This window comes from Acinetobacter sp. LipI_23 (assembly GCF_058243045.1).
Window position 1 is genome coordinate 1,492,040 of the sequence record NZ_JBZAYJ010000001.1, and the last position, 24,605, is coordinate 1,516,644.

22 protein-coding genes are annotated in these 24,605 nt (G+C 41.5%); 14 read left to right on the top strand and 8 right to left on the bottom strand.

Going from position 1 to position 24,605, the window contains the following annotated elements; translation table 11 throughout:
* Positions 1-41 precede the first annotated feature (41 nt).
* Both AC4CVD_RS07370 and AC4CVD_RS07375 read right to left on the bottom strand, forming a co-directional pair.
* Positions 42-2,246: an OsmC domain/YcaO domain-containing protein gene (locus tag AC4CVD_RS07370; protein WP_490752666.1), complete on the bottom strand. Its 2,205-nt coding sequence runs from the start codon at positions 2,244-2,246 to the stop codon at positions 42-44.
* A gap of 282 nt (positions 2,247-2,528) precedes the next feature.
* A complete protein-coding gene (locus AC4CVD_RS07375) occupies positions 2,529-3,461 on the bottom strand; it encodes a helix-turn-helix transcriptional regulator (RefSeq protein WP_490752667.1) in 933 nt (310 codons plus the stop codon).
* 169 nt (positions 3,462-3,630) lie between these two features.
* Here AC4CVD_RS07375 and AC4CVD_RS07380 point away from each other — a divergent pair, with 169 nt between their 5' ends.
* The 10 genes from AC4CVD_RS07380 to AC4CVD_RS07425 all read left to right on the top strand — a co-directional run bounded on the left by AC4CVD_RS07380 (position 3,631) and on the right by AC4CVD_RS07425 (position 16,919).
* Positions 3,631-4,827, top strand: a complete 1,197-nt coding sequence (locus AC4CVD_RS07380) for an alkane 1-monooxygenase (protein ID WP_419276155.1) — start codon at positions 3,631-3,633, stop codon at positions 4,825-4,827.
* 167 nt (positions 4,828-4,994) lie between these two features.
* Complete coding sequence (gene ybaK / locus AC4CVD_RS07385) at positions 4,995-5,462, top strand: Cys-tRNA(Pro) deacylase (protein ID WP_004979971.1); 468 nt, start codon at positions 4,995-4,997, stop codon at positions 5,460-5,462.
* Between the two features lie 416 nt (positions 5,463-5,878).
* On the top strand, positions 5,879-7,663 hold the full coding sequence (locus AC4CVD_RS07390) for an IucA/IucC family protein (protein ID WP_490752670.1): 1,785 nt from the start codon (positions 5,879-5,881) through the stop codon (positions 7,661-7,663).
* A complete protein-coding gene (locus AC4CVD_RS07395; protein ID WP_490752672.1) occupies positions 7,656-9,107 on the top strand; it encodes a lysine N(6)-hydroxylase/L-ornithine N(5)-oxygenase family protein in 1,452 nt (483 codons plus the stop codon). Before AC4CVD_RS07390 ends, AC4CVD_RS07395 begins: the two co-directional genes overlap by 8 nt.
* Entirely contained in the window at positions 9,104-10,939 is a 1,836-nt protein-coding gene (locus AC4CVD_RS07400) for an IucA/IucC family protein (RefSeq protein WP_490752674.1), read from the top strand. The genes AC4CVD_RS07395 and AC4CVD_RS07400 overlap by 4 nt, the downstream gene beginning before the upstream one ends.
* 27 nt (positions 10,940-10,966) lie before the next feature.
* Positions 10,967-11,611 carry a GNAT family N-acetyltransferase gene (locus AC4CVD_RS07405; RefSeq protein WP_125273640.1) on the top strand — a complete coding sequence of 215 codons (645 nt, stop codon included), beginning with the start codon at positions 10,967-10,969 and terminating at the stop codon, positions 11,609-11,611.
* Positions 11,608-11,988, top strand: coding sequence for a hypothetical protein (locus tag AC4CVD_RS07410; protein ID WP_004979960.1), 381 nt, complete (start codon positions 11,608-11,610; stop codon positions 11,986-11,988). Before AC4CVD_RS07405 ends, AC4CVD_RS07410 begins: the two co-directional genes overlap by 4 nt.
* Positions 11,976-13,235, top strand: a complete 1,260-nt coding sequence (locus tag AC4CVD_RS07415; protein WP_490752677.1) for an MFS transporter — start codon at positions 11,976-11,978, stop codon at positions 13,233-13,235. The genes AC4CVD_RS07410 and AC4CVD_RS07415 overlap by 13 nt, the downstream gene beginning before the upstream one ends.
* Positions 13,236-13,250: 15 nt before the next feature.
* A complete protein-coding gene (locus AC4CVD_RS07420) occupies positions 13,251-15,617 on the top strand; it encodes a TonB-dependent receptor (RefSeq protein WP_490752679.1) in 2,367 nt (788 codons plus the stop codon).
* A 75-nt stretch (positions 15,618-15,692) separates the two neighbouring features.
* Entirely contained in the window at positions 15,693-16,919 is a 1,227-nt protein-coding gene (locus AC4CVD_RS07425) for an MFS transporter (protein WP_490752681.1), read from the top strand.
* A 19-nt stretch (positions 16,920-16,938) separates the two neighbouring features.
* On the opposite strand, the gene AC4CVD_RS07430 is transcribed toward AC4CVD_RS07425, so the two are convergent.
* Entirely contained in the window at positions 16,939-17,640 is a 702-nt protein-coding gene (locus tag AC4CVD_RS07430) for an LrgB family protein (protein ID WP_490752683.1), read from the bottom strand.
* 9 nt (positions 17,641-17,649) lie between these two features.
* Entirely contained in the window at positions 17,650-18,066 is a 417-nt protein-coding gene (locus tag AC4CVD_RS07435) for a CidA/LrgA family protein (protein WP_490752684.1), read from the bottom strand.
* Positions 18,067-18,168: 102 nt separating this feature from the next.
* On the opposite strand from AC4CVD_RS07435, the gene AC4CVD_RS07440 reads away from it, so the two are divergent.
* The 3 genes from AC4CVD_RS07440 to AC4CVD_RS07450 all read left to right on the top strand — a co-directional run bounded on the left by AC4CVD_RS07440 (position 18,169) and on the right by AC4CVD_RS07450 (position 22,037).
* Positions 18,169-19,068, top strand: coding sequence for a LysR family transcriptional regulator (locus AC4CVD_RS07440; protein WP_004693316.1), 900 nt, complete (start codon positions 18,169-18,171; stop codon positions 19,066-19,068).
* A 205-nt stretch (positions 19,069-19,273) separates the two neighbouring features.
* Positions 19,274-21,415, top strand: a complete 2,142-nt coding sequence (gene mtlD, locus AC4CVD_RS07445; protein ID WP_490752686.1) for a bifunctional mannitol-1-phosphate dehydrogenase/phosphatase — start codon at positions 19,274-19,276, stop codon at positions 21,413-21,415.
* Between the two features lie 133 nt (positions 21,416-21,548).
* Positions 21,549-22,037, top strand: a complete 489-nt coding sequence (locus AC4CVD_RS07450) for a winged helix-turn-helix transcriptional regulator (protein WP_490752688.1) — start codon at positions 21,549-21,551, stop codon at positions 22,035-22,037.
* A 2-nt stretch (positions 22,038-22,039) separates the two neighbouring features.
* On the opposite strand, the gene AC4CVD_RS07455 is transcribed toward AC4CVD_RS07450, so the two are convergent.
* The 4 genes from AC4CVD_RS07455 to tusD are packed head-to-tail and all read right to left on the bottom strand — an operon-like array spanning position 22,040 to position 23,421.
* On the bottom strand, positions 22,040-22,351 hold the full coding sequence (locus tag AC4CVD_RS07455) for a TusE/DsrC/DsvC family sulfur relay protein (RefSeq protein ID WP_490752690.1): 312 nt from the start codon (positions 22,349-22,351) through the stop codon (positions 22,040-22,042).
* A gap of 14 nt (positions 22,352-22,365) precedes the next feature.
* Positions 22,366-22,647 (bottom strand): DsrH/TusB family sulfur metabolism protein, encoded by a 282-nt coding sequence (locus AC4CVD_RS07460; RefSeq protein WP_428853584.1) that lies wholly within the window; start codon positions 22,645-22,647, stop codon positions 22,366-22,368.
* Between the two features lie 10 nt (positions 22,648-22,657).
* Complete coding sequence (locus tag AC4CVD_RS07465; RefSeq protein ID WP_010326623.1) at positions 22,658-23,008, bottom strand: hypothetical protein; 351 nt, start codon at positions 23,006-23,008, stop codon at positions 22,658-22,660.
* Between the two features lie 44 nt (positions 23,009-23,052).
* The gene (gene tusD / locus AC4CVD_RS07470; RefSeq protein ID WP_490752692.1) at positions 23,053-23,421 is read right to left on the bottom strand and encodes a sulfurtransferase complex subunit TusD; all 369 of its coding nucleotides are present in this window, start codon (positions 23,419-23,421) and stop codon (positions 23,053-23,055) included.
* A 71-nt stretch (positions 23,422-23,492) separates the two neighbouring features.
* Between tusD and AC4CVD_RS07475 the strand changes: the two genes are divergently transcribed.
* Entirely contained in the window at positions 23,493-24,500 is a 1,008-nt protein-coding gene (locus AC4CVD_RS07475; protein WP_279692152.1) for an NAD-dependent epimerase/dehydratase family protein, read from the top strand.
* Positions 24,501-24,605: the final 105 nt, after the last annotated feature.

Below are 24,605 nucleotides of genomic sequence, written 5' to 3' on the forward strand. Positions count from 1 at the left end.
TGAGAAACAACCCAAACGTATTTGGGTTGTTTCTTTTTATTTTAAGGTTTTAGTCCAACAGCTTTGGCACGTGCAGCATGTAACTTTTTATAACTGTCGATTAAACGTAAGTGACGGTCTAAACCTTCAAGTTTCATACTGGTTTCGGTTAAACCATAGAAACGAATACGACCTTCAACTGTGCCTATTACCGCATCCATACGTTCATCACCGAACATACGGCGGAAGTTGGCTTCATATTCTTCCAGTTCCATGTCGTCATCCAACATCACTTCGAGTACGACATTCATGCATTGGTAGAACAGACCACGTTCAACGGTATTGGTGTTGTATTGTAAGAATGCTTCAACCAAGTCTTTCGCTTCCTCAAACTGCTCTAATGCAAGATAGATGAGTAGTTTAAGTTCAAGCAGAGTCAATTGACCCCATTCGGTATTGTCATCAAATTCAATCCCGATCAAAGTCTTGATTTCAGTATAGTCGTCTAGCTCACATTCTTCTAAACGTTCAACCAGCGCTTGAAGCTGTTCGTCGTCTAAACGGTGTAAGTTGAGGATGTCTTCACGGTAAAGCAGTGCTTTGTTGGTGTTGTCCCAAACCAAGTCTTCAACCAAGTAAATTTCTGAGTAACCTGGTACCAAGATACGGCACGCCGTTGCGCCTAAATGTTGGTAAATGGCCATATAGACTTCTTTGCCCATATTTTCCAAAATACCGAACAGTTCATCAGCCTCATCAGCATTTGAGTTTTGGCCTTGATTGGTAAAGTCCCACTCGACAAAGTCATAGTCCGATTTGGTACTAAAGAAACGCCATGACACCACACCACTTGAGTCAATGAAGTGCTCAACAAAGTTATTGGGTTCAGTGACCGCATTTGAGCTAAATGTTGGGCGAGGTAAGTCGTTCAGACCTTCAAAACTACGACCTTGAAGTAGCTCAGTTAAGCTACGCTCAAGCGCAACTTCAAAGCTTGGGTGTGCACCGAAAGAGGCGAATACACCACCTGTACGTGGGTTCATTAACGTCACACACATCACAGGGTATTGACCGCCTAGAGAGGCATCTTTCACCAGTACCGGGAAACCTTGCTCTTCTAAACCTTGGATGCCCGCTAAAATGCTAGGATATTTTGCTAAAACCTCTTGCGGTACATCTGGCAGGGTCAGTTCACCTTCCAAAATTTCACGTTTTACCGCACGCTCAAAAATTTCAGACAAACACTGTACTTGTGCTTCAGCTAAGGTGTTTCCTGCACTCATCCCGTTACTAAGGTATAAGTTTTCAATCAAGTTTGATGGGAAGTAAACCACTTCAGCATCAGACTGGCGAACAAAAGGTAAAGCGCAAATACCGCGCTCAGTTTTCCCTGAGTTGGTGTCGTATAAATGCGTACCTAACAGTTCTTCTTCAGGGTCATAAATTTCAAGGGTGTACTCATCCAGTACACCTTCTGGCATTTCACCATTTGGACCTGGCATGAACCATTTTTCATCTGGATAATGCACAAACTCGGCATTGGCAATGTCTTCACCCCAGAACTGGTCGTTATAGAAGAAGTTACAGTTCAGACGTTCAATGAACTCACCCAGCGCAGAAGCTAATGCACTTTCTTTGCTTGAGCCTTTACCGTTGGTAAAACACATGGGCGATTGAGCATCACGAATATGTAAAGACCACACATTTGGTACAATGTTACGCCAAGAGGCAATCTCAATTTTCATGCCTAGACCAGCCAAAATACCTGACATATTGGCAATGGTTTCTTCTAAAGGCAGGTCTTTACCCGCAATGATGGTGCTGGTTTCAGAAGCAAGGCTTGGAATAAGCAGGGCTTGAGCGTCAGCATCAATGTTTTCTACTTCTTCAATAATAAACTCAGGGCCTGTTTGGATTACTTTCTTAACCGTACAACGGTCGATAGAGCGCAAAATACCTTGGCGATCTTTTTCTGAAATGTCCGCTGGGAGCTCAACTTGAATTTTGAAAATTTGTTTATAGCGGTTTTCAGGGTCAACAATGTTGTTTTGAGACAAACGAATGTTGTCGGTTGGGATGTCACGTGCTAAACAATATACTTTGACAAAGTAAGCTGCACAAAGCGCAGAAGATGCTAAAAAGTAGTCAAATGGACCGGGTGCAGAGCCATCACCTTTGTAGCGAATCGGTTGATCGGCAATGACTGTAAAATCATCGAACTTCGCTTCTTGGCGAAGATTATCGAGATAATTAACCTTGATTTCCATGCTGGCACCTAAATTTTCTTATATGTCAGCATGGACATACAAGAGATAAAATATTGAAAAATAAGCCGAATCACGGATGAAAACTGGACTTAAAAAAGTGTGGCTAGAGCGAAAAAGAACAAACAAGCAGTGGTTTGAAGCCATCTCTAGCAAGGATGCGGGATATTATAGTGTGATTTTCACAAGATGCTAATCTTTGTCTGCAAGTTCAGGGTATTTATCTTGATGGACAAAGACATAAGCTGAGAGAAGACTGCTATTAAACCATTACGGACGAGCATTTTAAGTTGGGTTTGGATTATTTCTATATTGGCTTGGGCTCATTTGGTACTGTCGTTTAAAGCTTTGGCTAAAAGCCGTTTCTGAGTTGTATCCGACCCTATGTGCTATTTGCTGAATGCTACCTTGTCCATTACGCAGGTATTGGGCGGCTAAACGCAGACGGTGTTGTTGCAAATAAGCCAAAGGGCTAGTGCCTAAAATTTGGCTAAACAATGTGGCAAATTTAGAACGTGACATACAACACTGTTCTGCAAGGGACTCAACTGTCCAAGGCTGTGCAGGTTCCGCATGAATTTTTGCAAGGGCATTGGAGAGTTCAGGATGAGATAAAGCACTCAGCCAATTGTTCGAGTCTTGCAGCGCGTCAATATAATCACGTACACATTCAATTAATAAAATACTCACCAAATGATCCAAAATTTTGTCGCGACCCGGGCGTATGCGTTGGACTTCTAGAGCGAGAAACTGCAGCCCAATTTGCAACCATTCAGGAACCGTGCTGAGATCTTGGTGTTGAAGGTGAATAAACGCGGGTAAGGCCTGTACCAACGGACGCGCCATAATTGGGTCCATATGTGCATGTAAGGCCAAGATCACGGTTTTTTGTTGTGTCACATTACTCCCAAAAGAGACTTCTTTATGTTGGTTTTGGGCAAATAAGTCAGAAATATCGAATACTTCTAACAGTTGGTCGGTGGTTGATGAGCGACACTCATGACTTGGCCCCGAAGGGAGTAAGATCAAGTCTCCGACTTCAGCAACAATAATTTGTTTAGCATCTAAACAAATGGTGAATTGTCCTTGAAGTACCGCATAGGCCATCATGGTGGATTGCTCGGTGTAGCGAAAAGCCCACTCACCGTGCGGTTTAAGGTAGAGGTACTCAGATTGGTTGAGATGTATATCTTCAAAAATTTTACTTAAAGCATCCATACTTTACGATTTCTAGTCTTTATTTCTTGGGCTTAATATTTGATTTAGGGTCAATTTAAGTCATTTCAGGCCAAGGACGATTACGCTGTTTTCTTGGACTTTAGCAACTGTTCTTTATGTCCCATTTCTAGAAATATAAAGGCATAACAAAAAAATTGGAAGAATGGTAATGAATGCATCAGTGAAAATGACGAATGCTAGCGTGGTCGTCAAAAATGCAGCAGGGATCGATAAAAAGCGTTTTGGCTGGTTATTGAGTCCTGGGCTTCCTGTGATTGGCATGGGCATTTTAGCGGGCTATCATTTTGGCCCGAAACCCACCAAGAAAATATTCGCTTTGGGTGGGCCGCTGTTACTGCATGTCATTATTCCTGCGGTAGATGGCCTGGTCGGTGCAGATGAAAATAATCCTTCGGATGATGAAATTAAGGTCTTGGTAAATGACCCGTACTATGACCGTATTGTGAAATTGTTCATTCCGCTACAAATGGCAGCCAATTTGTTTGCAGGTTATGTGGTGACTCGCCAAAATGTATCAATGCTCGACCAAATATTATTGGGCGTTTCCATGGGGGCAATTAATGGAGTAGCGGTAAATACAGCACATGAGTTGTGCCACCGTCCTAAAAAATCAGATCATTATTGGTCACATATGACTTTAGCGCCGTTGGTCTACAACCATTTCCGCATTGAGCACCCTTATGGGCATCATAAACGTGCTGCAACGCCAGAAGATCCTGCTTCATCGAAAATGGGGGAGACTTTTTATGAGTTTTGGCCGCGTACCGTTTTCGGTGGGTTGAAGTCGGCTGTTGAAATTGAACATAAGCGCCTAAAACGAAAGGGACTGTCTTTCTTCTCTAAAGAAAATGAACTGTTTCATGGATGGGCGATGAGTGCTGGTTTTCATGCAACCATGTTGAAGTTGTTTGGTAAAAAAGTGACGCCATATCTGGTGACACAAGCATTTTATGGCGTGAGTCTGTTTGAAATTATTAATTATATCGAACACTATGGTTTAAAGCGTAGCCAAAAAGAAGATGGCAGCTATGCGCGAACCATGCCAGAACACAGCTGGAATAATAACAACATTGTGACTAACTTATTCTTATACCAGTTACAACGCCATTCAGATCATCATGCCTATCCAACCCGCCCATTTCAGGCCTTAAGACATTTTGATGAAGCCCCAGAGCTACCGAGTGGTTATGCCACCATGTTAATTCCAGCGTTAATTCCAAAGCTGTGGTTTAAAATGATGGATCAACGTGTGTTCGATCACTACGAAGGTGATTTGACCAAAGCCAATATTTTGCCAAAACGCCGTGCTCAAATCTTTAAGAAATTTGGATTAAGTGCTGACTAAACTGTGATATTTCAGCGATAACAAGGTGCATACATAGTTGACATCGAACTTACAGTCATTGATTCGTTGAGTGCCTGTAAGTTCGATGCTCATGATAGGCGTACCGCTAAACTTTCTTTTTGAATAGGCATATAATGCTGGGTATGTAGTGAATATATTGAACAGAAATGACACCTGCAACCAAACTTTTAAAAGCCAATAAAATCGATTTTTCTATTCATGAATATGAACATGATGCCAATGCAAAAAGCTTTGGGCTTGAAGCCGCAGAAAAATTAAATCTACGTGTCGAAGAGGTGTTTAAAACACTGTTAGTGACTGACGAAAAAAACTATTTTGTTGCGATTCTTCCTGTACACCATCAGTTAAACTTGAAAAAAGTTGCACATGCAGTGGGGGCAAAAAAACTAAAAATGTCCGACCCTAAAGATGCAGAACGACTGACAGGTTATTTGGTCGGTGGGATTAGTCCTGTTGGACAGAAAAAAAGGTTAAAAACCGTGATAGACCAAAGCGCAGTACAGTTGGAAAAACTCTATGTCAGTGGGGGGAAGCGCGGCTTAGATATCGGTTTAAAACCACAGGATTTAGCAAAAGTACTTTCAGCCACTTTTGCTGATGTACTGGATGAATAAAGAATAGTGACGTCTTCGCTGCTTTATCTATATTAATTTAGTCTTGAGTTCTTTTGAGTATTAATTTGAGCACAAATGAAAGCCCATTCAGGGGACTGAATGGGCTTTTCCTTATGAAATATAGGGAAATTTTATAGTTCGAATCAATTATAAATTCATAAACTATCATTTAAAGCTATGGTGTAATTTCGTATATGCTTTATTAGAAAAACTGATTAAATTTTTAAAAGTATTAAAAAACAATAATATATATTGGTATAGTGCGTATATTTTCAAAAGTAAACAAAATTGCAAAGATAAATGATAATAATTACCATTAACATGCTTTTTGCACCGTTGGCCAACGTGAACATCTTTAAGAAACATAATTACATGAAATGAGCTTGGAATAAGCTTTAAAAAGAGGAAATGGTCAGATGAAAGAGCTAGCCAATCGCTTGGCGATGCAGCATCTTGTCAATGCATACTCACAAGAAACAGGCCAAGCGAGCTTGTTTGAGAAGTATCAACAAAATTCAACTCAACTCGCGTTTAGCCAAGGTTTGACGCTGTTATCTTTGCCGCTTAGTTTAATCCAAGCACAACTTTTTGTTCCGTTAAGCTATGTCAGTCGTGTTGGGCGACATCGTATTGCGGCTTTACCGCAAATTTTTCAAAAAGGCCAAAAGCTTAAGTTTAGCGCAGCAGCCATGGTCAGTCTGTTACTAGAAGAGTTAGTGCAACAATCCGAAGGCCTTGTCGATGCTGCATCCTTGGTTGAGCGTTGGATTCAAAGTCGTGATGCATTACAACAGTTTTTAAATATTCGGGCAGAGGATTTTGATGCGCTCGTACAGGTTGAGCAAGGTTTTATAGCGTCTGAACAGGCTTTGATTTTAGGTCATAGCATGCATCCCGCACCGAAAAGCCGAACAGGTTTTGTCCATGAGGACTGGCAAAAATATTCACCTGAAGCTTGTGGTCAGACCCAGCTGCATTATTGGCTGGTGGCACCTGAATATATTGCAGAAGGAACAGCGCTTGAGCAGGTTTTTTCAATACAACTTAAACAAGAAATCAAATGGCATTTGTCTGAATCGGAACTTGAAATCTTAGCTGCATATGCACATTACAAACTGCTACCACTGCATCCATGGCAAGCCCGCTATTTACAAAGCAAAGTATGGTTTAAAAGTTTAAAGGCTAAACTAAAAATCATCGATTTGGGCGAAAAAGCATGGATATTTTCACCAACCACTTCTGTACGTACTTTGGCGAGTTTTAACGCGCCGTGGATGCTGAAACCATCGCTTTCAGTGATGATTACCAACTCTATCCGCGTCAATTTAGCAAAAGAATGTCACCGCGGTGAAATGACGCATCGGCTTTGGCACAGTGAGTTAGGGCAAAGTATTTTAAAACAATGTCCAAGCCTAAAAGCGGTGAATGATCCGGCGTGGATTGCTCTTCAGTTGGATGGTGAAATCATCGATGAAACGATTTGTATTGTGCGTGATCAGCCTTTTATTCCCGAACAGCAAGTCACGTGTATTGCTTCATTGTGTCAGGATCATCCCGTAGAAGAACGTAATCGTTTTAATGCATTATTTGATCAAATTGCTTCTCAACAAAAGTTAAATGATAAAGCACAAATCGCTCATGATTGGTTTAAGACCTTTTTAAACATCAGTCTGAGGCCACTCATGTACGTCTACCATCGTTATGGTATGGCCTTTGAGTCACATCAGCAAAATGTCTTGGTTGAATTGAAAGATGGCTGGCCACAGTGGCTATGGCTACGGGACAATCAAGGTTTTTATTATATCGAAGAATTCGCAGATGAAATTTTACAACAATTTCCAGAACTGCATGATAAAGCCCATGCAGTAGGCTCCAAGACTTTTGTCGATGAGCGCTTTAGTTATTATTTCTTTGGCAATACCTTGTTTGGCATCATCAATGCCATCGGTGCAACAGGTTTTGTTAGTGAGCAAGATTTACTGTCTGTTTTACAGCAACACCTCTTTGACCTGTTGAAGCAATATCCAGAGAGTAGTTTGATTCAAAGTCTGTTGTATCAACCGACGCTGCCTTATAAGGGTAACTTACTGACCCGTTTATATGAACTGGATGAATTGATTGCACCCGTTGAAAATCAGTCTGTCTATATTCAGTTAGCCAATCCGCTATATATCAAACAAGAGGATGCCCTCTATGCTTGATTTTATTGCGATTGGCCTTGGGCCATTTAACTTAAGCCTAGCCAGTTTGTTACATGAAAAGACTGATTTGCACTATCTATTTTTTGAAAAAAAAGCGCAGTTCGACTGGCATGCAGGTATGCAACTTCCCAATACGGTCTTGCAAGTTCCATTCATGGCGGATTTGGTGTCGATGGTCGATCCGACCAGTCCGTTAAGTTTTTTGAATTACCTAAAATCACAGCAGCGCTTATATAAGTTCTACTTCCTTGAGCAGCCCCATATTCCACGCCGTGAATATAATCATTATTGCCAGTGGGTGGCAGATCAACTGGGTCATATACAGTACCAGTCAACGGTGAAGGCCATTTATGCCAAAAGCGAAGGTTTTGAGGTGGTTGTTGAGCAAGGCGGCCGTTTTATTCGTTACTTGTGTCGAAACTTGGTGATTGGCTCGGGCAACCAGCCTTATTTACCTGAATGTCTACGTAAGTTACAACAACAAGTCCCTGAAAAATGTATCCATTCAGCAGAGTACTTAACCCATAAAAAAGACAAGCTCAAAGGCAATGTCGTAGTTTTAGGCTCAGGACAGTCTTCTGCTGAAGTCTTTTTAGATTTGTTCGATCAGCAGTATCAACATGACTGTGTATCAACGGCTGACTTTAAGTTGCATTGGCTGACGCGTTCCAATGGTTTTTTCCCGATGGAATATGCACCTTTGGGATTGGAACATTTTAGTCCGAACTATACCCAACATTTTTATAGACTTTCAGAAACACAAAAAGCAGCGCAGTTGAAAGATCAAAGCTTGCTGTACAAAGGTATTAGTGCCAAAACCATACGTGAGATTTACCAAAAACTTTACCACCGTAGTATTGCCTCTGCTACACAAGCAACACATTTGCATGCACAAATCCAGTTGCTTAATGCTGAGTTAGTGGAAAGTCAGCAGATTCGCTTGAGCCTTGAACATACCGTAACCGAGCAACGTTTTTATATAGATGCTGATTTTGTAGTGGCATCTACAGGTTATTACAGCCCAGAGTTTTCATTTTTTAAATACTTAAAACCCTTGATTGCAACAGATCAAGCGGGGCGGTGGAAGGTGAGCCAAGACTATCGTTTGCAGCATACAGCAATGGGTGAAATTTATGTGCAAAATCAAGAAATGCATAGTCATGGCGTAGGTACACCAGATTTAGGCCTAGGCGCATTTCGTGCTGCGACCATTGCCAATCAACTACTGGGTTATCAGCTGTATGAGCTGGACAGCAATGAACAGACATTTCAGCATTTCAGCGCTGAGCAGAACCCTGAAATGTATGTGCAGAATGATACATCTATTACACGAACAGCAGCTTTAGCATCATTTAGTTCAAAATCAAAAAATATTGAGCAGCGCAAAATACAAACAGGGTCACATCCCTCTATGCAGCCTTATACATTCGAGAAAATCATATGAGCTTTGCACAACTTCAAGTGAATCAGAAACAGTGGCGTTTGGCAGGACAGCGCTTAATTGAAATGGCGATTGCTGAATTTTTATATGAAGAAATTATTCAAGTGGCCCATTTAAAGGACAATCGTTACCAGCTGACGTTGGATGATCAAACCTATACTTTTAAAGCACAAAACTATTTATTGGGACATTGGCAGATTGAGGAGGGTTCAGTACGTGAGTTGAGTGTGGCTGAAGACCTGCCTGCATGGAACTTACATACTTTTATTCGCGCGTTTTCAAATCAAACCGAAGTTAAGCCTTTTACTAAGGCATATCTCATCAAAGAAATGAACAATACATGGTTAGCCGAGGCGCATTTATTTGATGAAAGTCGTTTAAGCAGTGAAGCAGCATTGACGGCATCGCATCATGAAATTGAAGGTATGCTCCGTGGGCATCCGTGGTTGATTATGAGCAAAGGTCGTATGGGTTTTGGTTATGACGACTACTTAAGTGCCGCTCCAGAACTTTCGCCAACGGTCAAAGTGCTGTGGCTCGCAGTGCATCGTGATTTGGCAGAGTTCCGTTCTACTGAGGAGTGGCAAGCAGGGAGACTTTATCAATATGAGTTGGATGCAGAAGAGTTAGAGAGCTTTGAACAACAGTTACATGAGAGAGGCTGCTCTTGTGGTGATTATTTCCTCATTCCAGTACATGCATGGCAGTGGCATCAATGGTTAGTGCCAACCTATGCCAATGAAATCGTGGATCAGAGTATTATTGAACTAGGCGTTGGGCAAGATGACTATGTACCTATGCAGTCGATTCGCACGCTTTGCAATATCGGTCAGCCTGAGCGTCATTATGTCAAATTGCCTGTCAGTATCTTCAATACTGCGGTGTATCGAGGCTTACCGTCTAAACGAAACTTAGCAGCTCCAGCTGTCACAGCTTGGTTAAAGCAGATTCAATCTCAAGATTCAGACTTGAAACAGTCAGGCGTTGCATTCTTAGGTGAAGTGGCAACTTTGACTATTCATCAGCCATGTTTTGATGAGATTGAAGGTGCGCCGTATCAGTTTAAAGAATTGTTTGGATGTTTGTGGCGTGAAAGTGTAGACCCAGTGATTGGAACAGGTGAACAGGCACTTTCTCAAGCGGCTTTATTACATCGAGACATCAACGGACAGTCGATATTAGCCGTGTTGATTCAGGCGTCGGGTTTGAGTCCATTAGAGTGGTTAAAACGCTTTGTCGAGGTATCGGTCACTCCACTCTTAATCTGCTTGTACAAATATGGCTTGGCTTTTTCTCCACATGGGGAAAATACCATGCTCATTCATGCCAATGGCGTACCGCAGAAAATGGTTCTGAAAGACTTTATTGATGATATCAATTTGGTTGATGAAGACTTCCCAGAATTAGCAAGTTTACCTATCGAAGGGCAAATTTTACTGCGTCATCCTGCGCATGAACTCAGCCATTTTATTTTCACGGGACTGTTTATGGTGCATTACCGCTATATCTGTAATGTATTCCTACAAGACTACCCTGAGCATAGCGAAGTTGAATTTTGGCAAACCATTTCATCGGTCATTGATGCTTTTCATCAGGCGCATCCAGAGTTGGCAGAACGCATTGAAAAATTTGCCATGTTTAGAGCCGAATTTGAAAAAATTTGTTTAAACCGAGTGCGTCTATTTACCACCAGTTATAACGACGAAGCAGAACGTCCTGTCCCTGTATTTTTAGATCCAATTACCAATCCTGTCAGCCCTGAAACCTTAAAACTATGGTCAGAGCAGGTATCCAAATCAACTGATGATACAACCACAAAGCGTATCGCATCATAAAACATTCAAAAATTAGCAGGCTTCCACATGAAAACACTTTCACAGCAACTTCCCGATTTTTACCAATATTATGAGAATGAGACGCAATTTTACTTGCGCCAAGTACAGTATCCGCAGGACTTAGCACTGTTACATAAATGGATGCATGAGCCTCATGTTATTCCACAGTGGCAGCTGAATAAGTCTGAAATTGATCTCGCTGTGTATTTTGAAAAAATGCTGGCCGATGACCATCATCGTTTGTTGATCGTTGGGGTGGATGGACAGGATGTGGGTTATACCGAAATCTATGAAGGTAAGCGTGACCGTCTAGGACGTTATTACGATGGTGATGATTTAGACCTTGGGTGGCACTTACTGTTTGGTGAAAAGTCGGCTTTCGGTAAAGGCTACTTGCGTCCAGTGATGCGGCTATTAGGTTTCTATATTTTTGAAAATGCACCTTCAGACAAAATTGTCGGGGAGCCTGACCACACCGTTAAACCCTATGCAGCAGTGGTCGAAGAAATGTGCTATGAGGCACAGCGCTTGATCCCGATGCCTGAAAAAACGGCCATGTTGTATTACTGCTTTAAACAAAAATTCTATGAAAAATTTGGAGGGTATTTAACTGATTCAAATGCATTTATGCAAAACCATAACCCACTCAATAGGACTGAGGAACTTACATGAGCTATAGCTCAGAACATATACAAATCATGGACATGCGCTTTTCAGCGCATGTCACTGTTGCCGAATTTGAACAATGGCTCAGTCAAGTTGAACGTTTTTTCTTAAAGAAACAGCACTTTGTTTTGGTCATGCAAACCGATATCGGTACGGAATTTCCTGAGGAATACCGTCAACTGCAAGCGGTTTGGTACAAAAAGTATAAACAACTTTTTTTTCAATACTGCTTGGGTCTGGTTCGAATTGCACAAGACCCAACCGATCAACAACGACTGAATACACCTTCGCTGCATGCTGCATGGCGGGTGCCTTACTACGTCACACTTGATCATTCTGATGCACTGCAATGGGCAGTGCAGAGGTGGATATGCAAAACCTAAATACACAAAGAGCAACACGCCAAATCTCAGCTTTGAGCTTAGCCGTTGTCATTGTTTTATATCTGGCACATGCCTTGCCTTTGTATTTTTACAATGTGGCATTGCCCGCTATTTTGCGACATCAGGGGGTAGATTTACGTTGGATTGGAATGCTTTCGCTGCTTTATATTCCATGGGCGTTTAAGTTTTTATGGGCACCACTCATTGACCGACTCTATATCAAGAAGTTAGGGAAACGAAAAACATGGCTGCTTTTTACACAAGTAGCCCTAGCACTTGGGGTATTGGCCTTGGCATTTACTCAGTTCTCTTATGGACAGGTGGTGTTTGTTGTGATTGGCTTGTGGATTTCAAGCTTTGCGGCGACCCAAGACATTGCCATAGATGGTTATACCGTAGAAACCTTTTCAGCGTCTGAGTACCGCCTAGGCAGTATGGCTCAGAGTATAGGGGTCGCTTTGGGGAGTATGTTGGGGGGCGCAGCTACATTATGGCTCTACCAGTACTATGGCTGGGAAAGCGCATTGGTGTGTTTAGCACTCATGACCGCTTTAACTATGTTTGCTGTTTTTTATATTCAAGAAAATGCAAACGAACAGGTAAATATTGTCAAACAAGCGCCAAGCTTAGTCCGTGCTTTTAAACGCCCTGAAATTTTATCTGCCTTGGCACTGATCCTGTGTTATCGCGTGGTGGAAGCACCAGCAATGGCAATGCTCAATCCAATGCTGATTGACCAGAAATGGACGCTTGCCCAAATTGGGCTACTGATGTCTGTGATTGGAGCTGGTGTTGGTTTGTTGGCGGCTGTGAGTGCCGCAATTTTATTGAAAAAAATTCAGGCTACGCAGTTGCTCATTTGGGCGGGGTGGTGCCGAACAGCGTTGTATGGGGTGATTGGTGCAGCCATGATTTTAGGCTGGTTAAACCAGTGGCATTTGCTGTTGGGGGGATTTGTCATTGTCATGCTTGCGATTCGTTATGTCGCGATGACTTCGTTATATGCCTATTTCATGCAAAGCAGTTCCAAAGAACAGGCAGGCACTGATTTCACCATTTTAGTGTGCTTTGAGCTACTGGTTTATTTCATCGGGGGAGCCGCATCGGGCTTTTTAGCCAAATCACTTGGCTATGGCCGTTTTTATGTGGTGTTGGCGGTTGCGTCTGTAGTCAGTGTACTACTGAGCCAATACATCATTGCACGTCATCAAAAAAATCAACAAAAACTGTTGAATCAAGAAATTTAATAAAAGGAAAAAGAAATGAACCGTTTTATGTTACCTATGCAGTTGACTTGTTTAACACTGGCTGTGTGTACACAGTTATATGCTCAAGATGATGTTCTAACAAATTCAGTAAGTCAGACGAGCAGTGTTGAGGCCCAACAAAAAGAAACCACACAACTCGCACCGATTGTGGTGACAGCAACCCGCTCTGCAAAGAGTATTGCAGACATTGCAGGCACCGTTTATAGCATCGATCAAGCTGAAATTGAAAAACAGGCCAATGCTGGCAAGAGCATTGCCGATATTTTGGGAACACTGGTTCCACCCCTTACACCGAGTAGCGGAACAACCTCAAACTATGGCATGACCATGCGTGGTCGTGTGGTGCAGTACATGATTGATGGGGTGCCACAAACGGGTTCACGTGATGGTTCACGCCAACTAAATAGCATTCAACCGTCTATGATTGAACGTATTGAGGTGGTCTCGGGGTCGACCAGCATTTATGGTTCGGGAGCAACGGGCGGGATTATTAATATTATTACCAAACGTGGTGGTCAAGACCCAATTAGCTTTGAAACTAAAGTTGGGGTGACGGCGGGTAATAACTTTAAATCAGATGCAATGGCTTATGAAGCATCGCAAAGTGTCTTATTTAATCAAGGTGCATTGCAAGGAGCTTTCGGTGCAAGTTACACCACTCGCGGTGAAATTCAGGATAGCCATGGCAATCGCATAGGACCTGAGGTTGCACAGACAGACCGCCAAGATACGGACACATTAGACCTCAATGGTCGTTTGACGTGGAATATTTCAGATAGTCAAAGCTTAAGTTTTGGTGCGCAATATTTTAAAGATGAACAAGACAGCGAATATGGGCCAGACTATGGTACATACGGTCCTTATAATTTAGCCAATCTTATTTTTAGAACAGCGCCGTCTTTAAAAGCAGTCAAAGGTCTAGAATTATCTGAGCAGCCACAGACTGAAAGATGGGGTGTTAATACTCAATATCAAAATGAGGATATCTTGGGACATGCTTTAAATGCAGAGGCCTATTACCGTAAAGAAAAAGGCCGTTGGTTTCCAACAGTTTCACCACTTGGTAATAGCTCTTTAAATGGTGCATTAGCACAACTTTATCCGAACTATGCAGACCCAAGGTCACCAGATTTTCTAAATGCAATTCGTTATGGCTATGGTGTAGTGCAATCCTCTAATGAAATTGATGTTGCTGGTACACGTTTGATGTTGAGTAAAGACTTTACGCTGAATGACCGTATTTTAAACTTGAATTATGGCGTGGACTATGAAAATGAAAAAAACAAAGCGTATGTAACCCGTTACGACTTTGATGATTTCTATAATAGCAATGGTTTAAAACATACCGCAGTCAAAGATTATAAATTTGGACCTGATTTTGAAAATAATAAACTCGGTTTCTACTTGCAAGGTGATTATAACCTGACAGATCGCTTCAACCTGCAAGCAGGTATTCGCCATGAAAGAATTGATAGTGAAGTCTCTGATTCAACACCATATCGAGAAGCTATTCCTGCCGATATTTTGGCAGAATTAGGTTATGACTATGATGCTAAGGCTCTAAAAGGTGGAAAGATTAAGCACGATGCAACTTTATTTAATATCGGTGGTGTTTTCCATTTAACCGATGCTCAGCAAGTCTTTGCGAATTTTTCACAGGGCTTTAGCTTACCAGATGTACAACGCATGCTCCGTGATGTGCCAGCCACTTTCGTGGTAACGAGCAATAATATTGAGCCGATTAAAGTCAACAACTATGAGTTGGGGTGGCGTTTTCGAGGTGAATCAGGTACGAATTTAGGGCTAACAGCTTTCTATAATGATTCAGACAAGGTGGTTAAGTTCAACGGTATTCCAAACTACAACATTGAAGTAATTGATACGGACGAGCGCGTTTATGGGGTTGAAGGAAATATATCCTATCGACTACAACCGAATTGGACAGTGGGTGGAACCATGGCTTATACCCGCGGACAGTTTAAAAATACCGCAGGAAAATGGCAAGAGCTAGACGCAATTCGTGTTGCACCACTGAAAGGCACGGCATTTTCTGAGTGGCAGTTTAACAACGATATGAGCCTGCGCGTTCAATCTCTTGCTATCGGTGGTACAGATAAAGCCAAAAAAGATGCGGTAAAGTATGGTTCAACGCTTCCTGCTGAAATCAAAGGTTTCGCAACAATGGACGTTATAGCCAATGCCAAAGCAGGTCCTGGTACTGTGGGCTTTGGTGTGTATAACGTATGGAATGCAGACTATAAAACTGTATTTAGTCAGGCTGTCGCACCAACCTATGGCGCCATTTCAAGCTTAGCAGCTCAAGGTCGAACCTATGGTCTGAGCTATACATTAAAATATTAATTGCACAACCAGAGGTAGCTTTCAGCTACCTCTTTGCTTTGTAATCTCGCTTTAAGAAATGGTTTAAATAATAAAATGAATAGCAATAACAAAATCTTTATTGCAGGCAGCCTTGCCAATGGCGCTTGTTTTTCGATGATTTTACCTTTACTTGCACCGTTTATTCGGCAACTGGGGCTGACGGAACTGCAAGGTGGAGCATTGGTTTCGGCTGGTGCTTTGGTGATGGCCATTTCAGCTATTTATATTTCTAAACAAACTCAAAAATTCAGCATTTATCAATTGTTAAGTATCGGTTTTATCGGTATGGCAATCACTTGGGGCTTATTTGCGGCGGTACTCAGCTATGGACTGAGTTATGCCATTTCATTTGCTGTTTTGTTTAGCTTACTGATATTGACCCGTGCCAGTACTGGCTTTTTTATGGCGATGCCACAAATTGCGCTGCAAAGTTATGTTATGACGGCTTTTCAAAGTGAGCAGGAACGTAGTCAGAATATGGCGAAGTTTGGCGCGCTGAACAGCTTAGGTGTGGTGATTGGCCCTTTAGCGACGACATTATTGCTGACATGGAGTATGTTGACACCGTTATGGGGTGCAGTGGCTATTTTAACGGCTATGGCGGCTTGGATTGTACTGGGCTTTCAAAGGAAGCAAGCATCACAGACACAAGAACGGGAGGATACCACAGCTAAATTACAAGACTACCCGACAGAAAAGCTGCAATGGTCAAAATTAGGGATTTGGTTATTGCTGGGCTTTAGCTTATATGTCGCTATTGTCACCCTGAATTTAACTGCTGGTTTTTATATCCAAGATCGATTCCATTTCGATACCTATCAGAGTGCAATGTATTTTTCTCAGTGTTCATTGATTGTGGGGATAGCGCTCGTTTTGATGCAATTGGCGATTTCAAAATGGTTTAAGTGGTCGATTAAACAATTGCTTTGGGTCGGTCTTGTGACGATGGTTTTGGGTTTAATACTTTCACTGAGTGCCAGTCAGATTTGGACTTTCCAAGCGGCTTATATTTTTTACGGAATCGCCGTGGCCTGTTTAATCCCAGCTTTTACCACAGGGGCAGCCCAAACCGCACCAACCACGCTACAAACTAAAATTGCTAGTTTATGCACAGCTACGCAAGCACTGAGTTTCGTTTTTGCACCTTTACTAAGTACAGGCTTATATCAGTGGAATCAACATTTACCCTATTATTTTTTATTGGCATTGATGATGGGGCTGATGCTGTACTTTAGTTTTAAACACATACAAGCCAACAAGGATCTCAGTAGTGTGGCATGAGATCCTTTATTGATGGTGTTTAACCAAGAAGATAAACGACAGCGTGAATTAAACTTGGGCCAAACAGCACCATGAAAATACCGGCCAAAACCATACTGAGGCAGGCCGCGACACCTTCTTCTTTATGACGTCTGAACGCAGTACTGGTACCAAAACCATGTGCGGCACTACCCAATGACGCACCTTGAGCAAATTTAGAATCCAATTTTAGAACAAGTAATACGCTGTTAGCCAAGAGTCCACCAACGATCCCCGTAATCACAGTGAATAAAATCACTAGCTCGACTGAGCCTCCGACGGCTTGAGTGACTTCCATGGCAAAAGGGGTAGAGATAGAGCGGCTCATCAAACTATAACTGGTTGCAGCATCGAAATGGAATAAACGTGCCAAGTAAAAAGAGCTGACTACGCCAACCAACATACCCACGATAATGCCCAAAGCAATCGAAAAAGCATGTTGTTGAATGACTTTGCGATATTCATAGATCGGGATGGCGAACGCGACCGTTGCAGGGCCTAACATCCAGACTAACCATTTGCTGTAATACATATAGTTGTCATACTGAATGTTGAAAAACACCAGACATATAATAATCAGACAGGGAATAAAAACCGCTGGTGAGAGCAATACATACGGGTGTTTCTGATAAAACTTTTTACCCCAAAGATAGGCCAGTACCGTTCCGATAAAACAGATCAAGGCAACGAAATGAATATGCATGATCGTACCTTAAATTTGACTTTTCAGCTGATGTGATTGCTTCGGCTTTTTTTGAAACTTGGCTTCAAGCTTAAAGCCCAAGAAAACACAGTAGGCAGTGCAGGTCATCACGCAAATGGTTCCAAGGATAATAGAGAAAACCAGTTGCCAACCTTGGGTAAGAAAAAGATGTTTGTATTTGATTAAGCCAATAATACAAGGAATAAAAAACAACAACAGTTCAGCTAAAAGTAGATCCGAACCTGACTTAATCCAGTCCAGCTTAAATACACCCGCTAACAGAGAAATAAGTAAAAGCGTTAGACCCACGACCCCACCTGATATCGGTAAAGACAGGGCGACTTGTATCAGCGTTCCGATATACCAAATCCCAATCAGTAAACCTACTTGAAGAGTAGAACGATAAGGCAATTTGAACGAACGCATTGGAAGAGACCACAGGGTATAAGTTGTTGGTGTTATTTTAAGTTTGACCTGATCTTATAATTATGAATAATAAATTAATAATTATGCATAATTGGAATAATTTTGGATTTTAAAGCGCTAAAAATATTTGTGCAGCTGGTGAAAAGTCACAGTTTTAGTCTTGCTGCGGAGGAACTATCGGTGACTCAACCCACTATTAGTAAATCTTTAAAACAGTTAGAAGACGAGATAGGACTGCCTCTATTTCATAAAGGCGAAGCAGGGCGCAAGCGAGAAGTCAAACTGACCTATATGGGAGAACAAGTCTATCTGCATGCCCTGCAGATTTTGCAGCAGGAGCAACAGATCTTTGAAGCAGCAGATCAAATTCGTGGGCTGAAACAAGGTGTGCTGAGATTGGGTTTGCCACCTTTAGGCTCAGTATTGTTGAGCTCCTTAATCGTTAAATTTCACAAATTGTACCCCAACATTGAATTGAACTTTTTAGAAGTCGGTGCGACAGGCATTGAAGAAGCCATTTTGGCCAAAAAAATTGACGTTGGGATTCTATTGGGCGAGTTAAAACCCAGCATTCAAGGTATTCAAATTATCGATTCACCGTTGTGTTTGCTTTCCAACTACGATTCACAGTGGAGAAAGCGCGATGTGGTGCAGTTTGCTGAACTCAAAGAAGAGTCGTTTTTACTATATGCAGACACCTTTACTTTAAACCATGTGATTCTAGATGCGGCGATGGCGGCTGGTTTTGAACCCAAAGTGTTATGCAAAAGTAGCCAGTGGGACTTTATTGCCAAAATGGTCGAGTCAGGTGTCGGTATTGCTTTATTGCCGCAAATTTATTGTGAGCAGTTAGATCGCGCAAAATTCAGTGTCAGTTTAGTGGAACAACCCAGCTTACGTTGGAACTTAAATATGGCATGGAATTCAACCGTGGTGATGAATCCTGCAACACGTGCATGGTTATCGATCATTGATGAATATAAAGATCAAATTCATTTTTAGAAGTTTTATCTTCAGACACGCTTTATTAAAAAATGATCACTCTGGTTACGTTTTGATTACCTAGTGTTACCTTATGCTTACAAAAAAATGTCTAAATACCAATTTATTGGTTAATAAGTAAACAAAAATGTTTCATAAAATCAGATCAAAGTCTCTGTGCCCGATTTTTGTATAGTCTAAGTGCAAACATAAAAACGGAGGCTAAATGTTTAAATTTAAGAATGATATTGTGCACGGTGCGCTTTTTGACATGGATGGAACAATGTTTGATACCGAGCGTTTACGGTTTCAAACCTTGAAACAGGCATCCAAAGAGCTAATTGGGGTCGAGTTTTCAGATGCCTACCTTATGGCATGCTTAGGCTTAAGCGCCCGAAGTGCAGAAGCCTTGGCACAAAAGCAATATGGACAGGAAGTTCCCTATGCAGAGATTCGTAAACGGGCAGATGAATTAGAATTAGAAACAGTGCGCCAATATGGTGTGCCGATTAAAAAAGGTTTGGTACAAGTTCTAGAACGCTTACGTAAAGCAGGATTACGTATGGCTGTGGCGACTTCTAGCCGAAGATCGATTGCTGAAGAGTATTTAATCAATGCCAATGTTTATAAGTTTTTTGACGTCTTGGTGTGTGGTGATGAGGTTGAAAAGGGGAAACCACATCCTGAAATTTTCTTAAGTGCAGCGCAAAAACTGAACCTTGAACCTGCGCAGTGTTTCATGTTTGAAGACTCAGAAAATGGTATCCGTTCGGCACATGATGCTGGTGGTATCTGTGTACTGTTCAAAGATATTAAGGAACCCAATGCAAGCATGTTGGCACATGCCAATTATTATTTTGAAAATATGTATGATTATCTAACGGAATTAGATATCTATAGCTCGCATCTGGAAATGCCTAATTTACAAGAAAGCTTTCCTCAAACTTTAAATCAACTAACTGTGGGGATTCATGGATTTGGCGCCATTGGCGGAGGCTATATTGCACAAATCTTGTCGCATTGGGATGGCTATACGCGTCCTAAAAAAATCTATGCGTCTACACGCAACAGTTTATACCGTTCAGCTGTAAACGCTTTTGGGGCGTATTGTATTCGCTATGGGCAAGTGTCTTATGATGAGCGTATTGAAAATATGCATATTATCGATGCTGAAGACTTACAGCAGATGCATGCCATGTACGTCGAGTCGAGTTTAATTGCGATTTGTTTAGCTGAAAATGCATTAGCCAGTGAAGCTGCAACCATTGCACAGGGCCTCTATGCACGCTATCTGGCGCAAGATGAGCAAGTTAAAACTCCACTGACGCTGTTAATTATCTTAAATAAAATTGGTGCTAAGCAGTTGGTTCTAGAGCAAGTACGTAAAGCATTGGTGGAGTTAACAGACCATGCTGTAGCTGACTTTATTTTAGAGCAACACTATTTCTGCGATACGGTAGTGAACCGTATGGTGTCTAAGCTGAGCGATAAAAATCTTTATCGTCAATTGTGCATTAAATACAATATTTTTAAGCAATATCAACTTGATGACGAGAGTAATCAAATTGAGGTTGAAGATGTCAGTAAACTCAGTGCAGAACAAGAGCGCCGTGCCAGTGAATATGTAGAAGATTTAAGACAAAATTTCCAACCGAGTCATATTTTACAGCATATGGATTTAATCCTTTTCAATGCTGAAATGGATATGCCGATCTACGTGGAAAACAAAAGTCCCTTACTCAGTAAAATGCGTCAAATGATCTTGGTCGATCAAATTTCAGATATTCAGCTCATTAAAAACCGCTTATGGAATGGAGTACATGCCATGACTGCCTGGTATGCTAGCCTACTCGGGCATCAAACCATTGGCGTAGCGATGGGCGATTCGCGAGTACAGTATTATGTTGAAAAACTGCTTGCAGAAGTGACGCAGGGTCTGGCGCATTACCTGCCAAAACGCAAAAATGATTTAACGCGCTTAGCACGAAGTTTTGATCAGTCTTGCCAGTATGCCTATAAAGATCCATGTAGTCGGGTTGGGCGTGATCCATTGCGTAAGCTGAGCGCATTTGAACGTGTATTTTCATCGGTCGTATACAATGTTTCACATGGATTTTCTTTTGAAGCGCTATTAAGTGGTGCGATCTTTGGCTATTTGTATTTGATGGAAGAAGAGGAACAGCCCATAGATGTATTGTTAGGGCATCTGAAGCAGCAACTTCAACAGATGAACCTGTCAAAAGCACACAAAAAGGCGCTGTATTATGTCATTCAAAAACGTCTCAATGAATATCAAAATGGTGAGTTGGGAATGGAAGACTTTATGATCCCTGACCAGCCTCAAAATACTGAAATGAGCTGTGCTTAGGTCTTCATGAAGTTCAGATGTCTTTGGGCCGACTAAAATGTGAAAACAACATAAGAAAAGCTGGGTAAAAAGAGCTTTTCTTATGATCTTAAATCTTTTAACGTTAGACCTAAGAGAGACTTGGTTTTTTACAATGAAATGGGATGAGATCGGGGAACAACCGTGTTCAATTGCACGAACGCTGTCAGTGATTGGCGATCGGTGGACGATGTTGATTTTACGAAATGCATTCTTGGGTGCACGCCGTTTTGAAAGTTTTCAACAAAACTTAGGTGTCACTCGCCATGTGCTTTCTGAGCGTTTAAAGCGCTTGGTTGAACATGATATTTTGGAGAAAAGACCCTATACAGATCGCCAAGAGCGCTTTGAATATTGTCTGACTGAAAAAGGTTTGGCTTTATACCCAGTGCTGATGTCCATGGCAACATGGGCCGATCAATGGATGGACGAGGGCTTAGGTCGTCCCATGCAATTTATTCATAAAACCTGTGGGCATAGCATTCAGCCACATTTGGTTTGTAACGAATGTAGTGATGCCATACATGCCAAAGACATCAAAGCGATACCGACACAGGTTTATGTCGATGCTTTAGCTGTTCAATCAGACGTTAAACAAGCTTAAGTTTATAAACAGTTTGCAGGTTTTGGCACGCCTGCCAAACGACTCAGATGGCGCGCTACAAGCCCAGTATTAAACTTTTCTTGTAGTATGGCATTATTGATGTCTGCACGGACTGTCTTCATTAAAAACTTAATCAGTGGACGTGTTGCAGGTGAGTGTCCAAACTGTTGGTAAAACTGACGCACTGCTATGAGGATTTCAAAGTGCCAATCAGTTAATTCAAGCTCTAAAGATTTTGCTAACTCTTTTGCAACCTCTTGATTCCAAATGGTGTAATCAACCAAATGACCATCTTGGTCTAATTCTAAATTCATCTAAACACTCAAAATTATTTTAAACTGATACAACGACTATGGTTTAAGCATAGCTCAGCAAACCTAGCATAGCTGATGGTTTCTAGGTTACTCGAATGGATAGCAGCAATATTTTCAGCATCCTGTTCAAGCACAAATACACAAGCTAGCTGCTGAATAAAAGTATGCTGTATATACAGGGCTGCATCACCCATTAAAACCACATCATCCCCTGATTGATAGAGGTTTTGTAATTTACTCAGCGCTTGTTCCATCGCGGAAAATGGAGACTGCACGAGATAAAGTGTTTTGCTCATAGCTGTCTCCTTACCAATACAATACATGGTCAAACTGCTGGATTAAATTGGCATTGAGTTCAACACATTCAATTTCTTGCTCAGTTTGTTGAACAAAAGCAGAAGCTTGATTCTTGGTTTCAATCCAAATTGGGCTTAAGTCATAAAACTCAAAGCTATCAACCATGTTTGAAGCCAGTTTAAACGCATGTTTTAAGGGTTCAAATGACTGAGCATTGTTTAATAAGCTGAGTGCAGCATCTTGTAATAAGACTTTGACTTCACAGCCAAAAGTCGCAAGAACCATCGTTGCAGAGAGACTTTCATGTACCTGCAAAGAGTTCAAATTGGCTTGGGTTAAAATAACCAGTACAGATTTCACACAATATACCTTTTAAAAGCAACAAATTCTTGAAAACTTAACACTTAGAATTGAATTAAGCGCTCTGCAGACTGAACGGCATCGGCTAGTTCCCCTAGGCCTACCAAGTCAAAACCTGTAGCAAGATTATGCTGTGCTAACTGATGACGCTGTGCATTTTCGGCATCGGTAATTCCTCGGGCCAAAGCTGCACTTACACAAACGGGTAGGCGAATGGCGAGTTTTTGCCACTCAGAACATAGATTCCGTTGGTCGTCAGGTACCCATTGCAGGGCATTGGCAACTTGAACAGCATCTTGGTAGAAAAACACTCGAAAGGGGTCATTTTTCCCATGCAGTGCTTGCGCTAAACCTAGAGCATGCCATGCATGAATTGAACTCGGTGCGGAGGTAATTAGTAATAAAGTACTCATCAAACTTCACTAGAGGAATGTCCAAATCTTGCTTGGTACATTCGGACTTCATAATAAAAAGGTAGTATACAATGATTTTAGTGACTGGTGGTTTAGGCTTTATAGGCTCTCATATTGCTTTGAGCTTTATGGTGCATGGGCAAGAGGTCATTATTGTAGACAATTTATCCAATGCGAACTTACAAACTCTTGAACGATTAGAATTTATTAGTGGCATGTACGTGCCTTTTGTCAAAATTGATATACGAAATACCCCTGCCTTAAACAAAGTTTTTGAGCAGTATTCCATCGATGCGGTAGTGCATGCTGCAAGTTTTAAATCGCTTGAAGAATCTGTACTGAAGCCTTTGGAATACTATAATGACAATGTCAGTTGTATCATGAGTTTACTGCGTGCCATGCAGCGCACAGGTGTACGCACTTTGGTTCATCTTTCCAGTCTTGCGGTCTATGGTGAATCCAGCCTACATTTAGAAGAAGATTTGGAGCTGAATTTCGGCTATCCAAACCCGTATATCAAGTCGCAGCAAATGGTCGAAGAAATTATTCGAGATACAGCAAAAACGGATAATGAATGGAAAATTGCAATTTTAAGAATGGGCAATGTTGCTGGTGCATTTGAAAATGCGATGCTCGGAGAATTGTTTCCGCCTTTACCGAAAAATATTATCCCACTGTTGATGCAAGTCGCTGCAAAACAGCGTGATCATATTGAACTTAGAAAAAGTGCACAAACCACAGATCATACCGTAGAGCGTAGTTTTTTACATATACTCGATGCCTGTGATGCGATTGCTGCTTCGTTACAATGGTTAAGTACTCAACAGTTTGCTTGTGATGCTTTTAATATTGCAGGTCAAAGTGTGTCGATACAGCAGTTGGTTGAAAAAGTTGAAAATGTGACGCAAAGTGATATTGCTACAGTCGATGTGAAGGATTCGAACATCGTGGAATTAGATCAGGTCGCAGCCGAGTGTAGTAAAGCGAAAAACGTTTTACACTGGCAAGCGAAGCGCAGTTTAGAACAAACCCTTGAAGATGGATGGCGTTTCTACCGACAAAGTCTAGATGGTCGTTAATTAATTTAATGATAACAATTATCATTTACATATTTTTGCTTAATCATTAAGATAAGGAAAACAAGCGCAAAATAATCATTTTGCAATTCACTTAAAAAGGAAGAG